Source organism: Kutzneria sp. NPDC051319, assembly GCF_040682195.1.
Lineage (GTDB): Bacteria > Actinomycetota > Actinomycetes > Mycobacteriales > Pseudonocardiaceae > Kutzneria.
The window spans coordinates 1-15894 of the sequence record NZ_JBFBAM010000059.1 but is presented as its reverse complement, the minus strand read 5'-3'; the positions used below and the strand labels follow the sequence as shown (position 1 = coordinate 15894).

Annotated in this window: 13 protein-coding genes, 1 pseudogene and 1 riboswitch; of the genes and pseudogenes, 9 read left to right on the top strand and 5 right to left on the bottom strand. The window is 70.5% G+C overall.

The features are described 5' to 3' along the window. Window positions 1-32 precede the first annotated feature (32 nt). On the top strand, window positions 33-941 hold the full coding sequence (locus tag AB0M73_RS37215) for an SMP-30/gluconolactonase/LRE family protein (RefSeq protein WP_363901445.1): 909 nt from the start codon (window positions 33-35) through the stop codon (window positions 939-941). Here the strand turns inward: AB0M73_RS37215 and AB0M73_RS37210 are convergent. Then, window positions 928-1398 (bottom strand): SMI1/KNR4 family protein, encoded by a 471-nt coding sequence (locus tag AB0M73_RS37210; RefSeq protein WP_363901311.1) that lies wholly within the window; start codon window positions 1396-1398, stop codon window positions 928-930. The two genes, AB0M73_RS37215 and AB0M73_RS37210, sit on opposite strands and share 14 nt — an antisense overlap. A gap of 81 nt (window positions 1399-1479) precedes the next feature. On the opposite strand from AB0M73_RS37210, the gene AB0M73_RS37205 reads away from it, so the two are divergent. Genes AB0M73_RS37205 through AB0M73_RS37185 form a run of 5 tightly spaced genes read left to right on the top strand, consistent with a single transcriptional unit; the run spans window position 1480 to window position 5866 of the window. Then, window positions 1480-3195, top strand: coding sequence for a histidine kinase (locus AB0M73_RS37205; RefSeq protein WP_363901308.1), 1716 nt, complete (start codon window positions 1480-1482; stop codon window positions 3193-3195). Then, entirely contained in the window at window positions 3147-3803 is a 657-nt protein-coding gene (locus tag AB0M73_RS37200; RefSeq protein WP_363901305.1) for a response regulator transcription factor, read from the top strand. The genes AB0M73_RS37205 and AB0M73_RS37200 overlap by 49 nt, the downstream gene beginning before the upstream one ends. Before the next feature lie 23 nt (window positions 3804-3826). Continuing rightward, a complete protein-coding gene (locus AB0M73_RS37195; protein ID WP_232241461.1) occupies window positions 3827-4657 on the top strand; it encodes a metallophosphoesterase in 831 nt (276 codons plus the stop codon). Continuing rightward, window positions 4654-5253, top strand: a complete 600-nt coding sequence (locus AB0M73_RS37190) for a 4'-phosphopantetheinyl transferase superfamily protein (RefSeq protein WP_043718569.1) — start codon at window positions 4654-4656, stop codon at window positions 5251-5253. Before AB0M73_RS37195 ends, AB0M73_RS37190 begins: the two co-directional genes overlap by 4 nt. After that, entirely contained in the window at window positions 5246-5866 is a 621-nt protein-coding gene (locus tag AB0M73_RS37185; protein WP_363901301.1) for a hypothetical protein, read from the top strand. The genes AB0M73_RS37190 and AB0M73_RS37185 overlap by 8 nt, the downstream gene beginning before the upstream one ends. Window positions 5867-5931: 65 nt before the next feature. Here AB0M73_RS37185 and AB0M73_RS37180 read toward each other — a convergent pair whose 3' ends face one another. After that, on the bottom strand, window positions 5932-6237 hold the full coding sequence (locus tag AB0M73_RS37180) for a hypothetical protein (RefSeq protein WP_363901298.1): 306 nt from the start codon (window positions 6235-6237) through the stop codon (window positions 5932-5934). Between the two features lie 240 nt (window positions 6238-6477). Between AB0M73_RS37180 and AB0M73_RS37175 the strand changes: the two are divergent. Further along, a pseudogene (locus AB0M73_RS37175) lies at window positions 6478-7470 on the top strand (LamG-like jellyroll fold domain-containing protein); the annotation flags it as partial. A 57-nt stretch (window positions 7471-7527) separates the two neighbouring features. Here the strand turns inward: AB0M73_RS37175 and AB0M73_RS37170 are convergent. The 3 genes from AB0M73_RS37170 to AB0M73_RS37160 are packed head-to-tail and all read right to left on the bottom strand — an operon-like array spanning window position 7528 to window position 10677. Continuing rightward, window positions 7528-8139, bottom strand: coding sequence for a pyridoxamine 5'-phosphate oxidase family protein (locus tag AB0M73_RS37170; RefSeq protein ID WP_363901295.1), 612 nt, complete (start codon window positions 8137-8139; stop codon window positions 7528-7530). After that, window positions 8117-9559 carry an amino acid permease gene (locus tag AB0M73_RS37165; RefSeq protein WP_363901292.1) on the bottom strand — a complete coding sequence of 481 codons (1443 nt, stop codon included), beginning with the start codon at window positions 9557-9559 and terminating at the stop codon, window positions 8117-8119. Before AB0M73_RS37165 ends, AB0M73_RS37170 begins: the two co-directional genes overlap by 23 nt. Next, window positions 9556-10677 carry an agmatinase family protein gene (locus tag AB0M73_RS37160; RefSeq protein WP_363901289.1) on the bottom strand — a complete coding sequence of 374 codons (1122 nt, stop codon included), beginning with the start codon at window positions 10675-10677 and terminating at the stop codon, window positions 9556-9558. The genes AB0M73_RS37165 and AB0M73_RS37160 overlap by 4 nt, the downstream gene beginning before the upstream one ends. 54 nt (window positions 10678-10731) lie before the next feature. Further along, window positions 10732-10839, bottom strand: a riboswitch (guanidine-I (ykkC/yxkD leader). Between the two features lie 274 nt (window positions 10840-11113). Here AB0M73_RS37160 and AB0M73_RS37155 point away from each other — a divergent pair. Both AB0M73_RS37155 and AB0M73_RS37150 read left to right on the top strand, forming a co-directional pair. Continuing rightward, window positions 11114-12898 carry an HSP90 family protein gene (locus tag AB0M73_RS37155; RefSeq protein ID WP_363901286.1) on the top strand — a complete coding sequence of 595 codons (1785 nt, stop codon included), beginning with the start codon at window positions 11114-11116 and terminating at the stop codon, window positions 12896-12898. Then, window positions 12895-15618, top strand: coding sequence for a hypothetical protein (locus tag AB0M73_RS37150; RefSeq protein WP_363901283.1), 2724 nt, complete (start codon window positions 12895-12897; stop codon window positions 15616-15618). Before AB0M73_RS37155 ends, AB0M73_RS37150 begins: the two co-directional genes overlap by 4 nt. Window positions 15619-15894 lie beyond the last annotated feature (276 nt).

Here is a 15894-nt window from a genome sequence, read left to right as displayed (position 1 = left end):
AGCGGTCCCGGCGGTCCGACAGCACGCCGCCCATGCCCGCGCCGCGGGTGCTTCCGGTCAACGGCGTCGGGCCCGAGGACGTTGTCGTCGACGAGCAGGGCCGGGTGGTGACCGGTGTCGAGGACGGCCGGATCCTGCGGCTGTCCGACGACGGCCGCAGGATCGACCAGATCGCCGACACCGGCGGCCGTCCGCTCGGCATCGAGCTGCTGGGCGACGGCCGGCTGCTGGTGTGCGACGCCAAGGCCGGGCTGCTGGCGGTGGATCCCGAGGGCGGCTCGGTCGAGCCGCTGGTCAGCGGATTGGCCGCCGGCCGGCCGCTCCACCTGTGCAACAACGCCGCCGTGGCCCGTGACGGCACGGTGTTCTTCACCGACTCCACCCAGCGGTTCGGCCTCGAACACTTCATGGGCGACCTGCTGGAGCACGGCGGCACCGGCCGTCTGCTGCGCCGTGACGTCTCCGGCGAGGTCACCGAGCTGCTGGACGGCCTCCAGTTCGCCAACGGCGTCGCGCTGGCGGCCGACGAGTCGTACGTGGCGGTCGCGGAGACCGGCTCCTACCAGATCCGTCGCGTGTGGCTGGATTCCGGCGAGAGCGACGTGCTCATCGACAACCTGCCGGGCATTCCCGACAACCTGAGCACCGGCGAGGACGGCCTGATCTGGGTCGCACTGGTCACGCCACGCAGCCCCGTATTGGATCGGGCCGCGCAGTATCCGGTGCTGCGCAAGGCAACCTGGGCGTTGCCGCAGGCAGTGTTGAACAAGCTGGAGGTGCGCACGACCTGGGTCGTCGCCGTCGACGACACCGGCCGGATCGTGCGCGACCTCCAGACGTCGGCGCCGGGTTATCACATGGTCACCGGCGTCCGGCAGCACAACGGCAGGCTCTATCTCGGCAGCCTGCGGGAGCACGGCATCGCCGTCATCGACCTGTGAGGCCCTCGACGAACGACCGGAAGTCGGCGGCCAGGGCCAACTCCCGGCCCTCCTCCAACCACACCACCGACGGCTCGCCGGGGCGCCGGTAGTCGAGGGCGATCCAGGTGTGGCCGTCGCCGGACAACGGCACGACGCCGGCCGGCAGGCCCCACTCCTCGACCAGGTACGGACCGTCGAGCAGCGAGGTCACGCCCTTGATGCGGCCGATGCCCATCAGGTCGGGCAGCGGCACGTGGTCGTCGGCCCAGGACGTGGGGGCCGACGTGGGGAAACGCCGTCGGCCGCAGGCGACGTTGCCGCCGTTCTGGACGCGGAGCAGGTCGAGCAGGGCGGCGGGCAGGGCCACGCCGAGAACGGCCTCGGCCTGCTCGATGTCCGCGTCGGTCAGCGGCGAGTGCACGTCGTAGGTGCCGTCGGCCCAGAACGAGCCCTTGATCTCGTCGAAGTCCGCCACGCGGGCAGCCTAGGCCCGTGACCGCCAGGTGTGGAGGTAGCTGCACTGCCGGCGTGCCGGTGAATCGGCGACACTCGACGCATGGCACGGCTGAGGGGGTTGGGGCTGGTCGCATTGGCGGCGATCGGCCCTGTGCTGGCGGCCGTGGACCTGGCGGCGCTGCTGCTCGGCGTGACGCCGGTGGTGCTGTGGATCCGGCGGGTGCCGGCGACCGCGCGGCGGCTGGCCAGCGACTGGTCTGAGCTGCCGATCGCCGACCCGTACGACCCGGCGCCACCGCCCCCTCGGCCTCGCCCCGACGGCCTGTACGAGGTGCGAAGACGGCTCTATCGCCGGCCGCACGTGCCCGCCTACCGGCAGCAGGCCCATTGGCTGGCTTCGGACGGCGCGACCTGGCTGGACCTGTTGTGGCTGGTGCTGAATCCGGTCGTCGGCACGGTGCTGGGGCTGGCGGCGGCGGTCGTGGGCCGGCCGGCACTGAGGTGGCACGGCCGGTGGACGCGAGCCCTGCTCGGGGCACGCCGACCGTGGCCGACCTGGGTCAAGGACCGGGTCGTGCTGATCCTGGACAGCGCGCAGCTGGCGACGCAGTCGCTGGTCGGCCTGCTGCTGGCCGGTCTGCTGGTGGCCTCGGCCGCGCTGGCCCTCGTCGGCGTCACCTGGCCGTTGATCATGCTGGTGGAGAACTCCCGCAACTACACCAACTACTACCGGCGACGGGTCGGCGTCGACGAGCCGTATCGGCCGGCGCCGTCCGCGCCGAGGCCCGAGCCGGACGGCCGGTACCGGGCCGGGCGCCGGCTGTACCGGTCGCCGTCGACGCCTGCCCGGCGCGCACGGCTGTCCTGGCTGGTCAGGGATCCGGCCTCCGGGCGTGACCTGGTGTGGATGCTGGTCAACCCGCTCGTCGCGGCCACGCTGCTGGCGCTGCCGAGCGCCGCCCTGTTCGTGGGATTCGCCCAAGTGACGGCGGTGGTCACGTTCCTGTGGCAACCGCGGCCGTGGTGGCATGTCCTGGCCGGCGCAGCGGCGACGGCGTTGGCGCTGGTCCTGGCGCCGATCTGGCGAAGGTGGCACGACCGCTGGACCTCGGTGCTGCTCGCGCCGACCGAGACCGCCCGGCTGGCTCAGCGGGTGCAGCGGCTGACCGAAACCCGCACCGACGCGATCGACACACAGGCCGCCGAGCTGCGACGGATCGAGCGGGACCTGCATGACGGTGCGCAGGGCCGGTTGGTGGCCATGGGCATGGCGCTTCGCACCGTGGAACGGCTGTTGGACCGTGATCCGGAGACGGCCCGCCGGCTGATCGTGGAAGTCCGCGAGAACACCGCGACCGCGCTGACCGAGATCCGCGAGCTGGTGCACGGCATCCACCCGCCGGTGCTGGCCGAACGTGGACTGGCCGACGCGGTCCGGGTGGTGGCGCTGGACTGCCCGCTCGATGTGGAGGTGGCCGCCGACCTCGCCGGACGGCTCGATCCGCCGGTCGAGTCCGCCGCCTACTTCGCCGTGCGCGAGCTGCTGACCAACGCCGCCAAGCACTCCGGAGCGTCGCGGATCCGGGTCGCCGTGCACCATGCCCACGACTTGCTGACCATCAGCGTGCACGACGACGGCCATGGCGGCGCCGATCCGGCCGGCGGCACCGGCCTGCTGGGCGTGCGGCGGCGGCTCGGTACCTTCGACGGGGTTCTGGACGTGCGCAGTCCCGCCGGCGGCCCCACCACACTGACCATGGAGATCCCGTGCGTGTTGTCATCGCGGAGGACGTCTACCTGCTCCGAGCCGGGCTGACCCGGCTGCTGGAGGCGTACGGCTTCGAGGTGGTGGCCGCCGTCGAGTCCGGCCCGGAGCTGCTGGCGGCGTTGATCGAGCACCGGCCGGATGTCGCCGTGGTCGACGTGCGGCTGCCGCCCACCTTCACCGACGAGGGCCTCCGTGCCGCCATCGAGGCCCGTCGCGTCCACCCCGGGCTGCCGGTCGTGGTGTTGTCGCAGCACGTCCAGCAGCTGTACGCGCGTGAACTGCTGGCCGACGGCGGCGCCGGGGTCGGCTACCTGCTCAAGGACCGGGTCTTCAACGACGAGCAGTTCGTGGACGCCCTGCGGCGGGTCGCCGGCGGTGGGACCGCGATGGATCCCGACGTGGTGGCCAAGCTGATCGCCGGCACTCCCCCGCTGGCCACCCTGAGCCCACGAGAGCGCGAGGTGCTGGAGCTGATGGCCGAGGGCCGCTCCAACGCCGCCATCGGGCAGCGGCTGCACCTGTCGGACAGCGCCGTGAGCAAGCACATCGCCTCGATCTTCGGCAAGCTCGGGCTGTCCGCCTCCGACGACGACAACCGCCGGGTACTAGCCGTTCTCGCACACATCACGGGCAATTCCTCACACACCCTCCCCTGACCCCCTAGATTGCCTACGATCGACTGGTGAAGCTGTTCGCGGTCAGCGACCTGCACGTCGCGTACGAGGAGAACCGGACGATCACCGCGGGGCTGCGCCCCGAGTCGGCCGACGACTGGCTCATCGTCGCCGGCGACGTCGGTGAGATGTCCTCGGACATCGAGTGGGCGCTGGGGCTGCTGCGGGAGCGCTTCGGCAAGGTGATCTGGGCGCCCGGCAACCACGAGCTGTGGACGCCCAAGGACGATCCGGTGCAGCTGCGGGGTGTCGAGCGCTACGAGTACCTGGTGGAGATGTGCCGCCGGCTCGACATCGTCACCCCCGAGGACGACTACCCGATCTTCCACGGCGAGGGCGGCCCGGCCGTGATCGCGCCGCTGTTCCTGCTGTACGACTACACCTTCCGGCCCGAGGGCACGCACAACAAGGAAGAGGCGCTGGCCAAGGCGCACGAGGCCGGCGTCGTCTGCACCGACGAGTACTTCCTGCACCCCGACCCCTATCCCAGCCGCGAGGCCTGGTGCGAGGCGCGGGTCGAGCTGACCGAGAAGCGCCTGTCCGCGCTGCCGCCGGACCTGCCCACCGTGCTGATCAACCACTGGCCCATGGTGCGGGAGCCCACGCGGGTCATGTACTACCCCGAGTTCGCGCAGTGGTGCGGCACCGTGCTCACCGCCGACTGGCACCTCCGGTTCCGCTCCGCCTGTTCCGTCTACGGGCATCTGCACATTCCCCGCACCACGCACTACGACGACGTGCGGTTCGAGGAGGTTTCGGTGGGCTACCCGCGGGAGTGGAAGAAGTGGGGGCGCTCCGAGGGCTGGCTGCGCCAGATCCTGCCGGTGAAGCCGTGATCGAGGAGCTTCTGCCGCCCGGTGTCGTGTACGCCGAGGCCTTCGACGACCACTCCGCGGTTGACCTCTTCCCCGAGGAGGAGGCCGTCATCGCCCGCGCCGTCGACAAGCGGCGGCGGGAGTTCTCCACCGTGCGCTACTGCGCCCGCCAGGCCCTCAAGTCCCTCGGGTTGCCTCCGTCGCCCATTCTCCCCGGTGAGCGCGGCGCTCCCCAGTGGCCGGACGGCGTCGTCGGCTCCATGACCCACTGCCTCGGCTACCGGGCCGCCGCTGTGGCCTTCTCGCGGGACATCGCCACCATCGGCATCGACGCCGAGCCCGACGAGCCCCTGCCCGACGGCGTCCTGGACGCCATCGCCCTACCGTCCGAGCGCTCCGTCCACGGCCGCTTGTTGTTCAGCGCCAAGGAGTCCGTCTACAAGGCCTGGTTCCCCCTGGCCCGAGTATTCCTCGACTTCTCCGAGGCCGAGCTCTCCTTCGGCGACGGCGTCTTCTCCGCGCGCATCCTCGTTCCCGGCCCGGTGTCAGGCTTCTCCGGCCGTTGGCTCATCCGCGACGGCTTCGTGATCACCTCCATCGTGGTGCCCGTTGCCTGACCACGCTTGGCGCGCGGCCGTCTCCACCCTCGGCGGCTCCCCCGTCGACACCGACCTCGTCGCGCGCTACAGCGAGCCCCACCGCCGCTACCACACCCTCGCCCACGCCCGCTCCGTCGCCCGCGACGCCGTGACCCTCGTTCCCTTGTCTTCTCAGGAAACGGCCGTCCTGACCCTCGCCGCCTGCGCCCACGACGTCGTCTACGACGCCGTCCCCGGCACCGACGAGCAGCTCTCCGCCTCCTGGGCCACCGACTGGCTGACCCGCTCCGGCCTGGCCCCTTTCGCCCCCCGCGTCTCCTCTTTGATCCTCATGACCATCAAGCACACCGCCGACCCCTCGGACCCCGTCGCCTGCGCCCTGTTGGACGCCGACCTCGCCATCCTGGGCTCCCCCGCTTCGGACTACGACGCCTACGCCTCCGCCGTCCGCCAGGAGTACTCCGCCGTCCCCGACGACGCCTGGCGGACGGGTCGGTCCCGCGTGCTGAACTCCTTGTTGGAGCGGGACAAGCTGTTTCTCACGCCGGCCGGCCGCGATCGTTGGGCAGCCCGCGCTCTCCGCAACTTGGCCAGGGAACTGGAATCCTTGTCTGGCGACGTCGCAACGTAGCTTCGCAACACAGAATGAGGCCCTGTCGAGTTGATTCGACAGGGCCTCGTCGCCCGCTCGAGTGGTCAGGCCTGGCGAGATCCGAGCTCCAGGAACTGGCTATAAATCAAATGCATTACGGCGGCATATGCATGTTGATAGCGAGCGATCTCGCGAGTCTCCAGATCCCCTTCCGCGATCAGCTTGTCGATACGCTGCATAATCTTCTCCAGAAATCCGAGCACATCAGGAACAGCTGGACTAAAGACACCGTGCTCCACAAACTGAATGACCGTCGTCACATAGTTGTCCGCAACCATCAGATCGCTGCGAATGTCGATGGACTCAGCCAGCGGACCGCTACGCGGGACCGGGGCCGCCCGCCACAGCATATACGCGTCCGTAAATCCGAGCATCGGACCCCGCCTATCACTAATTGTCATTATTGCACCAGAAGTCTACAACCTTACCATTATACACAATGCCGCCCGGGCCGTTGTTATTTCGATCGGAGTACTTGATGCCTCGGCACGACCGCGAAGGACGCCGTCGGGACGAACAACGCCACGACGACCGGCAACGTCACGTGGACCACCGATCACAACGGCTCCGCGAAGTTCGACGGCACCGGCGGAAGGTTGGTGACCAACGGCCCGGTCATCGACACCTCCGGCAGCTACAGCATCTCCGCCTGGGCCAACGCCACGACCACGACCAACTACATGGACGTAGCTGCGGTAGGCGGCACCAACGCGGGTAGCGCGTACCTGCAGTATTCAAAGGTCTTCAACGCCTGGACCTTCGTCAGCACCAGCAATGACGCCGTCACACCGGATGCCTATCCCGCCGTACACGCGTCCGAGGCGCCCCAGGTCGGGTCCTGGACGCATCTGCTCGCGGTGTTCGACGCGGCGAGCGGCACCATGAGCTTGTACGTCAACGGAAAGCTCCAAGGCACGACGACCAACCCGGCTGCGTGGAAGGCGAACGGGCGGCTCACGATCGGCGCCGTGACGTTGGGCAACGGCACCTCCGGCGACTACTTCAACGGGTCCATTTCGGACGTGCGCGTCTACCAGCGGGCTCTCACCCCGACAGATGCGAGTCTGCTGGGCAACAACGCGCCGGTGGAGGCCGGCGCCCCGACGACGGATAGCGCGATCGATACGCTGAGCCGGACTGTGCTGGACGAGCCCAACCTGCGCACGGTCATCGTTGCGCTCGGCTCGAACGACATCCTCGCCGGGAAGTCCCCGACCGAGATCGAACGCAATCTGACGGCGCTCATCGGCCCCAACGACGCCAGGGGGTTGGAGAACTACAAGCGTGCTGACGGTTCCGTGGTGCACATGATCCTCACCACCGTGCCAGCGCTCGGGTTGGATCCCAATGACGCCAGAGAGAAAGCCCGGCAGCAGCTCAACGCCGACATCATCAACCGCTACCGGGACTACTTCGCGAATGATGTGCTCGACTTCGATGCCGCGGTGCGCGACAGCGCGCACCCCAGCAACATCGCACCGCAGTACCTCACCAACAACGTGCCGAACGACGCCTACTACGACAAGTTGGCGCAGAACCTGGCGGACGCGGTGAACGATCTGCCGCCGGACGCGCAGCTCTGACGACGAGCCGACCGACGACGGGCCTGCCGCTTGACGCGGCAGGCCCGTTCTGTTGTGTCAGTAAAGGTTGCTGGCGTAGGCCGGACCGTAGTAGCGCTCCAGCTCGGACAGGGGGTCCTCGGGGCGTTCGAGGGCCTTGGCGATGGCGGGGCGGGAGGCGACGGCGGCGGGGTCCCACGTGTCGGGGTTCCAGAGGCCGGAGCGGAGGAAGGCCTTGGCGCAGTGGTGGAAGACCTCGTCGATGTCGACCAGCATGACGATGCGGGGGCGGTGGCCCTTGACGGTCATGGCATCGAAGAAGGGGGCGTCGGAGAGCAGGCGGGCGCGGCCGTTGACGCGGAGGGTGTCGCCGCGGCCGGGCAGCAGGTAGAGGAGGCCGACGTGGGGGTTGGACAGGATGTTGTGCCAGCCGTCGACGCGGCGGTTGCCGGGGCGGTCGGGGACGGCGATGGTGCGGTCGTCGAGCACATGGGTGAAACCGGGCGGGTCGCCCTTGGGTGAGACGTCGCAGCTGCCGTCGGCGGCGCTGGTGGCGATGAGGCAGAACGGAGAGGCGGCCAGCCACTGGCGGTCCAGCTCGTGCAGCGCGGGCCGAACCTTCTCGGCGACGCGTCTGACGGGTTCGCCGACCAGCTCGGTGAGCTGCTCAACCGATGTGATCTCGCGCAAGGTGTCCCCCCTCGACGGCGGTCAGTCCGTCATCGACCTTACGCGTCCGCGCATAGAGGAGCCCACCGAATACGAGCACGGCAGCGAGCAGGGCGACGGCGAAGTAGGCAGGGTCGTACACCTCGGCACGGGGCCAGCCGATGTCGACGGCCATGAAGGCGCCCCAGGCCACAGCGACCGAGTTGACGAGAATTCCCCAGCGCCCCAACGAGAAGTTGCCGTCGGAAGGCAGCTCGCCGCGTAGTCGGGCAAGCAGGGTCGGACCGGTCACGAGCAGATATGCCAGGTACACCAACACGACAGCGACACTGGTGACGGCGGTGAACAGCGACGCCTGGCCGATGTTGAGCAGTAGCACCAGAATCGACGCGGCACCGACGACTATGGCGGGCAGCACGGGAGTGCCGGTGCGGGGCGACACCCGGCCGAGCAGACCATGTAGCGGCAGCATGCCGTCGCGGCTCATCGAGAAGACCATCCGAGTGGCGGCGGTCTGGATCGCCAGCGTGCAGACGACGATCGCGATCGCCACGTCGATCAGCAGCAAGGTGCCGAGTCCACTGCCGAGCCGGCTGGTCAGCACGTAGGGCAGCCCACCGGTGGCGAGGTTGCCGTCGGTCAGGCTCGGCGCCGCGACCAGGGCGCCGAGCAGCAGCAACAAGCCGCCGAGCCCGGAGGCGTACAGCGCGCGCAGGATCGCCCTGGGGGCGGTCCGCCGCGGCGACCGGGTCTCCTCGGCGAGCTCGCCGGCGCTGTCGAAGCCGTACATGACGTACGCGGCCATCAACGCGGAGATCAGGAACGGCCCGATGCCGACACCGCTGGACTGGAACACCACCTCCGGCCCACGGGCGGCATGCCCGAACAGCAGCAGCACCAACACGACCACGCCGACCAGCTCACAGGTCACGCCGACGGAATTGATCACGGCCATCAGCCGCACCCCGAGCGCGTTGACCACGGTGGTGAGCACGATCAGGACCGCGCCGAGCAGAATAGCGTTGCCCGGCCCGGCAATCACCTGGAAGCCGGGCCAGATCGCGGGCAGCACCACCTGCAACGCGATCGCCGCGCCGGCCACGCTGACGATCTGGCCGAGCAGCATCAGCCAGCCGGCGAACCAGCCGACCGCCGCCCCGGCCACCCGCCGTGCCCACTGGTAGACGCAGCCGGCGATCGGATAGCGCGCGGCCAGCTCGGCGAACACCAGCGCCACCGTCAGCTGCCCGACGAAGACCATCGGCCAGGTCCAGAAGAACGCCGTGCCACCGAAGGAGAAGCCGAACGCGAACAGCTGGAACACGGTGGTCAGGATGGACACGAACGAGAAGCCGGCGGCGAACGACGCGTAGCCGCCGAGCTTGCGGTGCAGCTGCTGGGCGTAGCCGAAGCCGGCCAGGTCCTCGGCGTCGGTGCTCACGCGCCCTCCCCGCGCCGCGGCAGGTGACCGGCCCGGACCAGGCAGCCCAAGGTGTCGCAGATGACCCGGGTGGCGATCAACGCGGTGATCTCGGCGTTGTCGTACGGTGGCGAGCACTCCACCACCTCGATGCCGGCCAGCGGCCGCTCCGCGATGAGCTGGATGAACTTCAGCACCTCACGCGGCAGGAAGCCGCCCGGCTCGGGCCAGCCGGTGCCGGGCACGAACGCGGCGTCCAGGCAGTCGACGTCGAAGGACAGCCACACCGCGTCGGCCCCGTCCCACGCCACCTCCAGCGCCCGTTCGGCGGCGGCCTCGATACCCATCTCGACGCAGTCGGTGACGGTCATGATCGTGGTGCCGCGCTCCCGTCCGACCTTCACGCCGGGTCGCGGCGCCTGCCAGCCGCCGATGCCGATCTGCACCAGGTTCTTGGCCGGCACGTTGGGAATGTCGGTGGCGTGGAACCAGGGCGTGGTGTGCATCCGCTCGTCGAGATCGGTCTCCTGGGTGTCCACGTGCCGGTCGAAGTGGATGATGCCGAGATTGCCGCCGCCCAGGTGCGGCGCGACGCCGCGGACCGTCGGATACCCGATGGAGTGATCGCCGCCGAGCACCACCGGGAACGCGCCGGACTCGTACACGTGGGACACGGCCTTGCTGATCTGGTCGAAGGTCTTCTCGATGTTGCCGGGAATGGTGAAGATGTCACCGAGGTCGCCGATGGTGATGGATTCCCGCAGGTCCACACCCAGTTCGAAACTGTAGGGCCCGTACAGCGCGGAGATCTTGCGAATGCCCTGTGGCCCGAACCGGGTGCCGGAGCGATAGGTGGTGCCGCCGTCGAACGGCGCGCCGAGCACGGCGACGTCGTACTCGCCGCAGCGCCGCACGTCTTCGACGTACGGCGCTTTCAGGAAGGTGTTGATGCCGGCGAAGTGCGGCAGCTCGCCGCGGGAGAAGGTGGGAATACGCCGGTCCACGATCGAATCGGCGCCCTGCAGGCCCAGTTCCAGGCCGCGGGCGACCTCCTCGTCCCATTTGGTCGTCGGCAGCAGCGCCTCCGCCTCGACGGCGTGGCGCGCTTCCGGTCCGTAGTTGTCGTGCACGTGACCCATGGACTACCTCCACGGTCGGCGTCCAACTGGCAGGCAGCAGCCAGACGCTGGCGTGCCTCCCGGGCTTTTGTCCCGCCGTGGAACGGATCTGTGCGATCCGCCGTCACCTCTCGGACCAGTCCCGCGGCGTCGCGCCGCGGCGGAACCCTAGGTGCGCCTCACGTTCGTGAGTCACACAACAGTGCAGCGGCGGCCGATGTCGGCCGCGTGCCGGCGGTGTTGCCGGCCGATCAACAAGAATGCGCATCGAACACGGAGATCGCACGATCGGTCACTCTGCGAGAACGTCGCCGAAAAGGGTGGGATTTGGCGGATTCGGCGTACCCGGTACGCGAAACTTGACCGCACGGCGGACGGCGACCCTCTACCCTGGCCATCCGGAACAGCCAGGCGCAGTCGAGCCGGTCCGCACCCACCCCAGGGGGACGTCAGCACCGTGAACCGCACGTTCCAGGTCGACCTGCGCGGCGTCGTGGACCTGCTCAGCCATCACCTGTACGCGAGCCCCCGGGTGTACCTGCGCGAACTGATGCAGAACGCGGTGGACGCGGTGACGGCGCGGCGGGCCGAGCTGCCGAACGCGCGGGGCGAGATCAAGGTGGTGACGGGCCCGGCCGCGATCACGGTGACGGACACCGGGATCGGGCTGACCGAGGCGCAGGTGCACGAGCTGCTGGCGACGATCGGCCGCAGCTCCAAGCGGGACGAGCTGGGCTTCGCCCGGCACGAGTTCCTGGGCCAGTTCGGCATCGGCCTGCTGTCGGCCTTCCTGGTCGCGGACGAGGTGCGGGTGACGACCAGGGCGGACGGCGCGCCGGCGGTGCTGTGGACCGGCCGTTCCGACGGCACGTATGACATAAAACCCGCGCAGCGCAACGAAGTTGGCACAACGGTGGAGCTGACCGCGCGCCCCGGCTCGGAGCAGTGGTTCGAGCCGCCGACGGTCGGCGAGCTGGCCCGCCTGTACGGCTCGATGCTGCCGGTGCCGGTCACCGTGGACGGCGTGGCGGTCAGCGGCGCCGGCACGCCCTGGCGCGAGGACAACCGCGAGCCGGGCGAGCGGCGCGCGGACCTGGTCGGCTACGCGCAGGAGACGCTGGGCTTCACGCCGTTCGACGTGATCGACCTTTCGGTGCCGGAGGCGGGCCTGACCGGCGTCGCCTATGTGCTGCCGTTCCCCGCCAACCCGGCCGAGCACGCCGGCCACCGCGTGTACCTGAAGGGCATGCTGCTCACGGAGAGCGCGCAGGGCCTGCTGCCGGACTGGGCGTTCTTCGCTCGCTGCGTGGTGGACGCGGGCGAGCTGAGACCGACCGCGAGCCGCGAGGCGCTGTACGCCGACAACCTGCTCGACGCCACCCGGCAGGCGCTGGGCGACCAGCTGCGCGGCTGGCTGGTCGGGCTGGCCCGCGCCGACCAGGCCCGGCTGCACAAGTTCCTCGGCGTGCACCACCTGGGCGTGAAGGCGCTGGCCCTGCACGACGACGACATGCTGCGGCTGGTCGAGCAGTGGTGGCCGATGGAGACCAACGTCGGCCGCATGACGCTGGCCGACTTCCGGGCCCAGCACGGCGAGATCCGCTACTGCGCCACCGCCGACGACTTCCGCCAGCTGGCCGGCGTGGCCGCGGCCCAGGACATCGCGCTGGTCAACGGCGGCTACACCTACGACGCGGAGATCATCGAGCGGCTGCCGGCCATCGAGCCGGGGCTGACGGTGTCCCGCCTGGACCCGACCGACCTGGCGACCCGGTTCGACGCCCTGCCGCCCGCGACGGAGCTGGCGCTGCGGCCGTTCCTGACCGCGGCGCAGCGGGCCATGGACCGACTGGGCTGCGAGGTCGTGCTGCGCTCGTACGAGCCGTCGTCGCTGCCGGTGCTGTTCCTGGTCGACCGGTCGGCGGCGTTCCAGGCCGAGCTGCGAGCCACCAAGCAACGCGTGGACGAGCTGTGGGCCGGCGTCCTGTCGGCGTTCGACAAGCCCGCCGACGACCGCCCGCAGCTGGTGCTCAACCACCGCAACCCACTGGTCCGCCGGGTGTGCGGGCTGACCGACCCCAGCCTGGTCGGCCTGTCGGTGGAGGCGCTGTACGGGCAGGCACTGCTGCTCGGCTACCACCCGATCCGGCCGGCCGACGCGGCCCTGCTCAACCGGTCCTTCCTTGGCCTGCTTGATCAGGCGGTGCCCGCCCCCAGTCAGCTCGACGAGGGGAACCTGTGAGCTTCTCCGAGGACGAGCTGGCCGACAGACTGGATCAGGTCGGCCGCATGCCGTACGGGCGTGGCCAGGTGGCCGCGGTCGAGGAGCTGCTGCGGCACGTGGACGCGAGCGGCAGCGACAACCTCAAGTACGTCACGCGGCTGCTGGCCACCACCGCCTACCAGTACGGCGGCGAGCCGGCCAAGGCCTTCGTCACCTTCTCCTGGTGCCTCGCGGCCTACGACCGCGGCGAGGGCGACCCGGCCCAGGACCACCACCTGTTCTGGTACTTCAAGTGGATGGTCAGCTCGCTGACCATGTTCCCCGAGGTGCCGCTGGACCGGACCGCGGGCGTGCTCGACGACATGGAGCGCCGCTACCGGCTGGCCGGGCACACCCTGAACCCGGTGCACCAGCACCGTCGCCTGGTCGCCCAGCACATCGGCGACCGTGAGACGGCGGCCGAGCAGTACCGGCTGTGGTGCGCGACTCCGCGCGGCGCCATGGCCGACTGCATCGGCTGCGAGCCGACCGCGAAGGTGGCGTACCTGGCCTGGGAGGGCCGCCACGAGGACGCGGTGGCGCTGGCGCTGCCGGTGCTGGACGGCCAGATGACGTGCGTGGAGCAGCCGCACAGCATCCTCACCGAGCTGCTGGTCCCGTACCTGCGCACGGGTCGGCTGACCGAGGCCGCCGACGCGCACCGGAATGCGTATCGGGCGATCCAGGGCAACCGCGCGGAGCTGACCGCGGTGGCCGATCACGTGGCCTTCTGCACCCGCACCGGCAATCACGCGCGGGCGCTGGAGCTGGTGGAGCGGCACCTGGGTTGGCTGCAGGAGCCGCCGACCCCGTTCTCGGACATGCGGTTCAGTGCCGTGGCGGCGGGGGCGCTCTCCCGGATCGCCGACGCCGGCCACTCGGGACTGACGCTACGCCGGGGGTCTGACGAAATCGGCGTCGTCGAGCTCCGCGACGAGCTGACCGAGCGGGCACGGGTGTTGGCCGCCCGGTTCGACGCCCGCAACGGCACCGACGAGGTGGGCCGGCTGACCGCCGAGGCGCTGGCCGCCGAGCCGCTGGTCGACCACCTTCCGTTGTCGGGCACGGCCCGCAAGGCGGCGGCCCGGACGGCGCCGGAACCGCCGAAGGTCGAGCTGCCGGGGTCGCCCGAGGAGCTGGCCGAGCTGGCCGAGGCGCAGTGGGCGCGGGCGGATATCGCCGAAGCCCTGACCACGTGGGAGCGGTTCGACGAGGTCGCCCCCGAGGCCACAGGCACGCTGCGGGCCCGGCGGCTGAACGCGCTGGGCGCCGTGCAGGCCGGCCAGGATCCCGATCTCGCCGAGCAGACCTGGCGGCAGGCCGCCGAGCTGTGCGCCGAGGCCGGCGACGAGCCGCGCCGGCAGGCGATGCTCGGCCGGATCGCCATGCTGTACTGCCTGACCGAGCGCGGCGAGCAGGGCTATCCGCTGCTGGTCGAGACGTGCGCGGAGATCGACAGGGTCGGTGACGCGGACCGTCGGCTGGCGGCGAAGCTGCGGCTGGTGGCCGGGCTCCAGGCGCTGCATCGGCACGAGGAGGCCGACGAGGTGCTGGCCGGGCTGGACCCGCTGGTGGCCGAGTCGGGCAAGCCGGATCTGGCCGCCCAGGTCGCGTTCGAGCGGGCCCAGCGCAGCGGTTCCGTCGAGGACGCCGAGCGGGCCGTCGAGCTGTGGCGCGCGGTCGGACCGTGCAACGCGCTGTGCCGGGCCGTGGTGCTCGCGGGCAACGCCTACGCCCGCACCGGTGACCTTCCCCAGGCGTATCAGCTGATGGGCGACGCGGTGACCGCGACGGATCCCCATCTGCGGGGCCGGGCCGCGCACCAGCGCGGGCGGATGGCCCTCGACCTGGACCGGACCAAGGACGCCTACGAGTCGCTGGTCGACGCCATCGCCGCCTTGAGCGCGGGCGAGGAACGGGTCGGCGTCGCCTACGCGCAGGTCGACCTCGCGGCCGCGTGCCTCGGCCTGGACCGGCCGGGCGAGCTGGCCGACGCCGTCGAGGACGCGCTGCCCGTGCTGACCAGGATCGGCGACGACGACGAGGCGGCACGAGCCCGGTTCCTGCTGGCCAAGGCGTACCGGGCGCTCGGGCGCGGAGTGCAGGCCCTTGAGCTGCTGGACCTGGTGGCCGACCACTGCCGTGAGGGCGGCAACCCGGCCGGCGCCGGTCAGATGCTGTCGGCTGCCGCGGAGATCCTGGACTCCCTGGACCGCGACGCCGAGGCCGCGCAGCGGTTCGCCGAGGCGGCCGAGGCCTATCACGAGGCCGAGCTGCCGGTGGAGGAGCTGTCCTGCCGGCGTCGCTGCGCCACGTCGTGGCTGTGGGGTGGCGAGAACGAGCTCGCCGTCGAGGCCCTGGGCACCGCCGACGGGCTGGCCGCCGAGCTCGGCGAGACCGAGCCGGCGCTGGTGTGGGAGCACGCGATGCTCGGCTACGACGGGGCCCGGGTGCTGGCCAACACCGAGCGGTTCGGGGAGGCGTTGATCCGGGTGGCCCCGGTCGCCGAGCGGTTCCGGCGGCTCCAGGCGTACACGGAAGCGGCGATGGCCGAGGCGCTGCGGGGCCGGCTGCTGGTGGACCTGGACCGGCTGGCCGAGGCGGAGCAAGTGCTCACCGAGGCCCTGGCCGCCCTCCCGGAGGAACTCCAGGGCCCACGCCAACAGCTGGCGGCATTGTTGGAGCGGATCAAGGGATAAAGAGGCCACGGGTCCGATCAGGGGGAGGGGACCCGTGGCGGGTCTGTGATGGGGAGGGCCATGTTCGAATCCGCTACGCCGAGTACACGCTCGGCCCCGCCCCTGCTTCGCCCGGTTGCTGGACTTTTCGAGGTCCGCCACTCAGCGCACCCACCCACGGAACCGATGCGGGCCTCGAAAAATCCAGCAAGGGCGAGGCAGGGGTCACGAGGGGCCGAGCCGCGACGCCGGAGGCGGCGCCAACCAGCACGGCGGGTCCGCCCTGGTGCGGACGAC

Excerpts from the sequence above, each read along its gene's own strand:
- AB0M73_RS37205 (WP_363901308.1), top strand. The coding sequence starts at position 1,480 with ATGGCACGGCTGAGGGGGTTGGGGCTGGTCGCATTGGCGGCGATCGGC.
- AB0M73_RS37180 (WP_363901298.1), bottom strand. The coding sequence starts at position 6,237 with ATGCTGTGGCGGGCGGCCCCGGTCCCGCGTAGCGGTCCGCTGGCTGAG.
- AB0M73_RS37215 (WP_363901445.1), top strand. The coding sequence starts at position 33 with ATGCCCGCGCCGCGGGTGCTTCCGGTCAACGGCGTCGGGCCCGAGGAC.
- AB0M73_RS37160 (WP_363901289.1), bottom strand. The coding sequence starts at position 10,677 with ATGGGTCACGTGCACGACAACTACGGACCGGAAGCGCGCCACGCCGTC.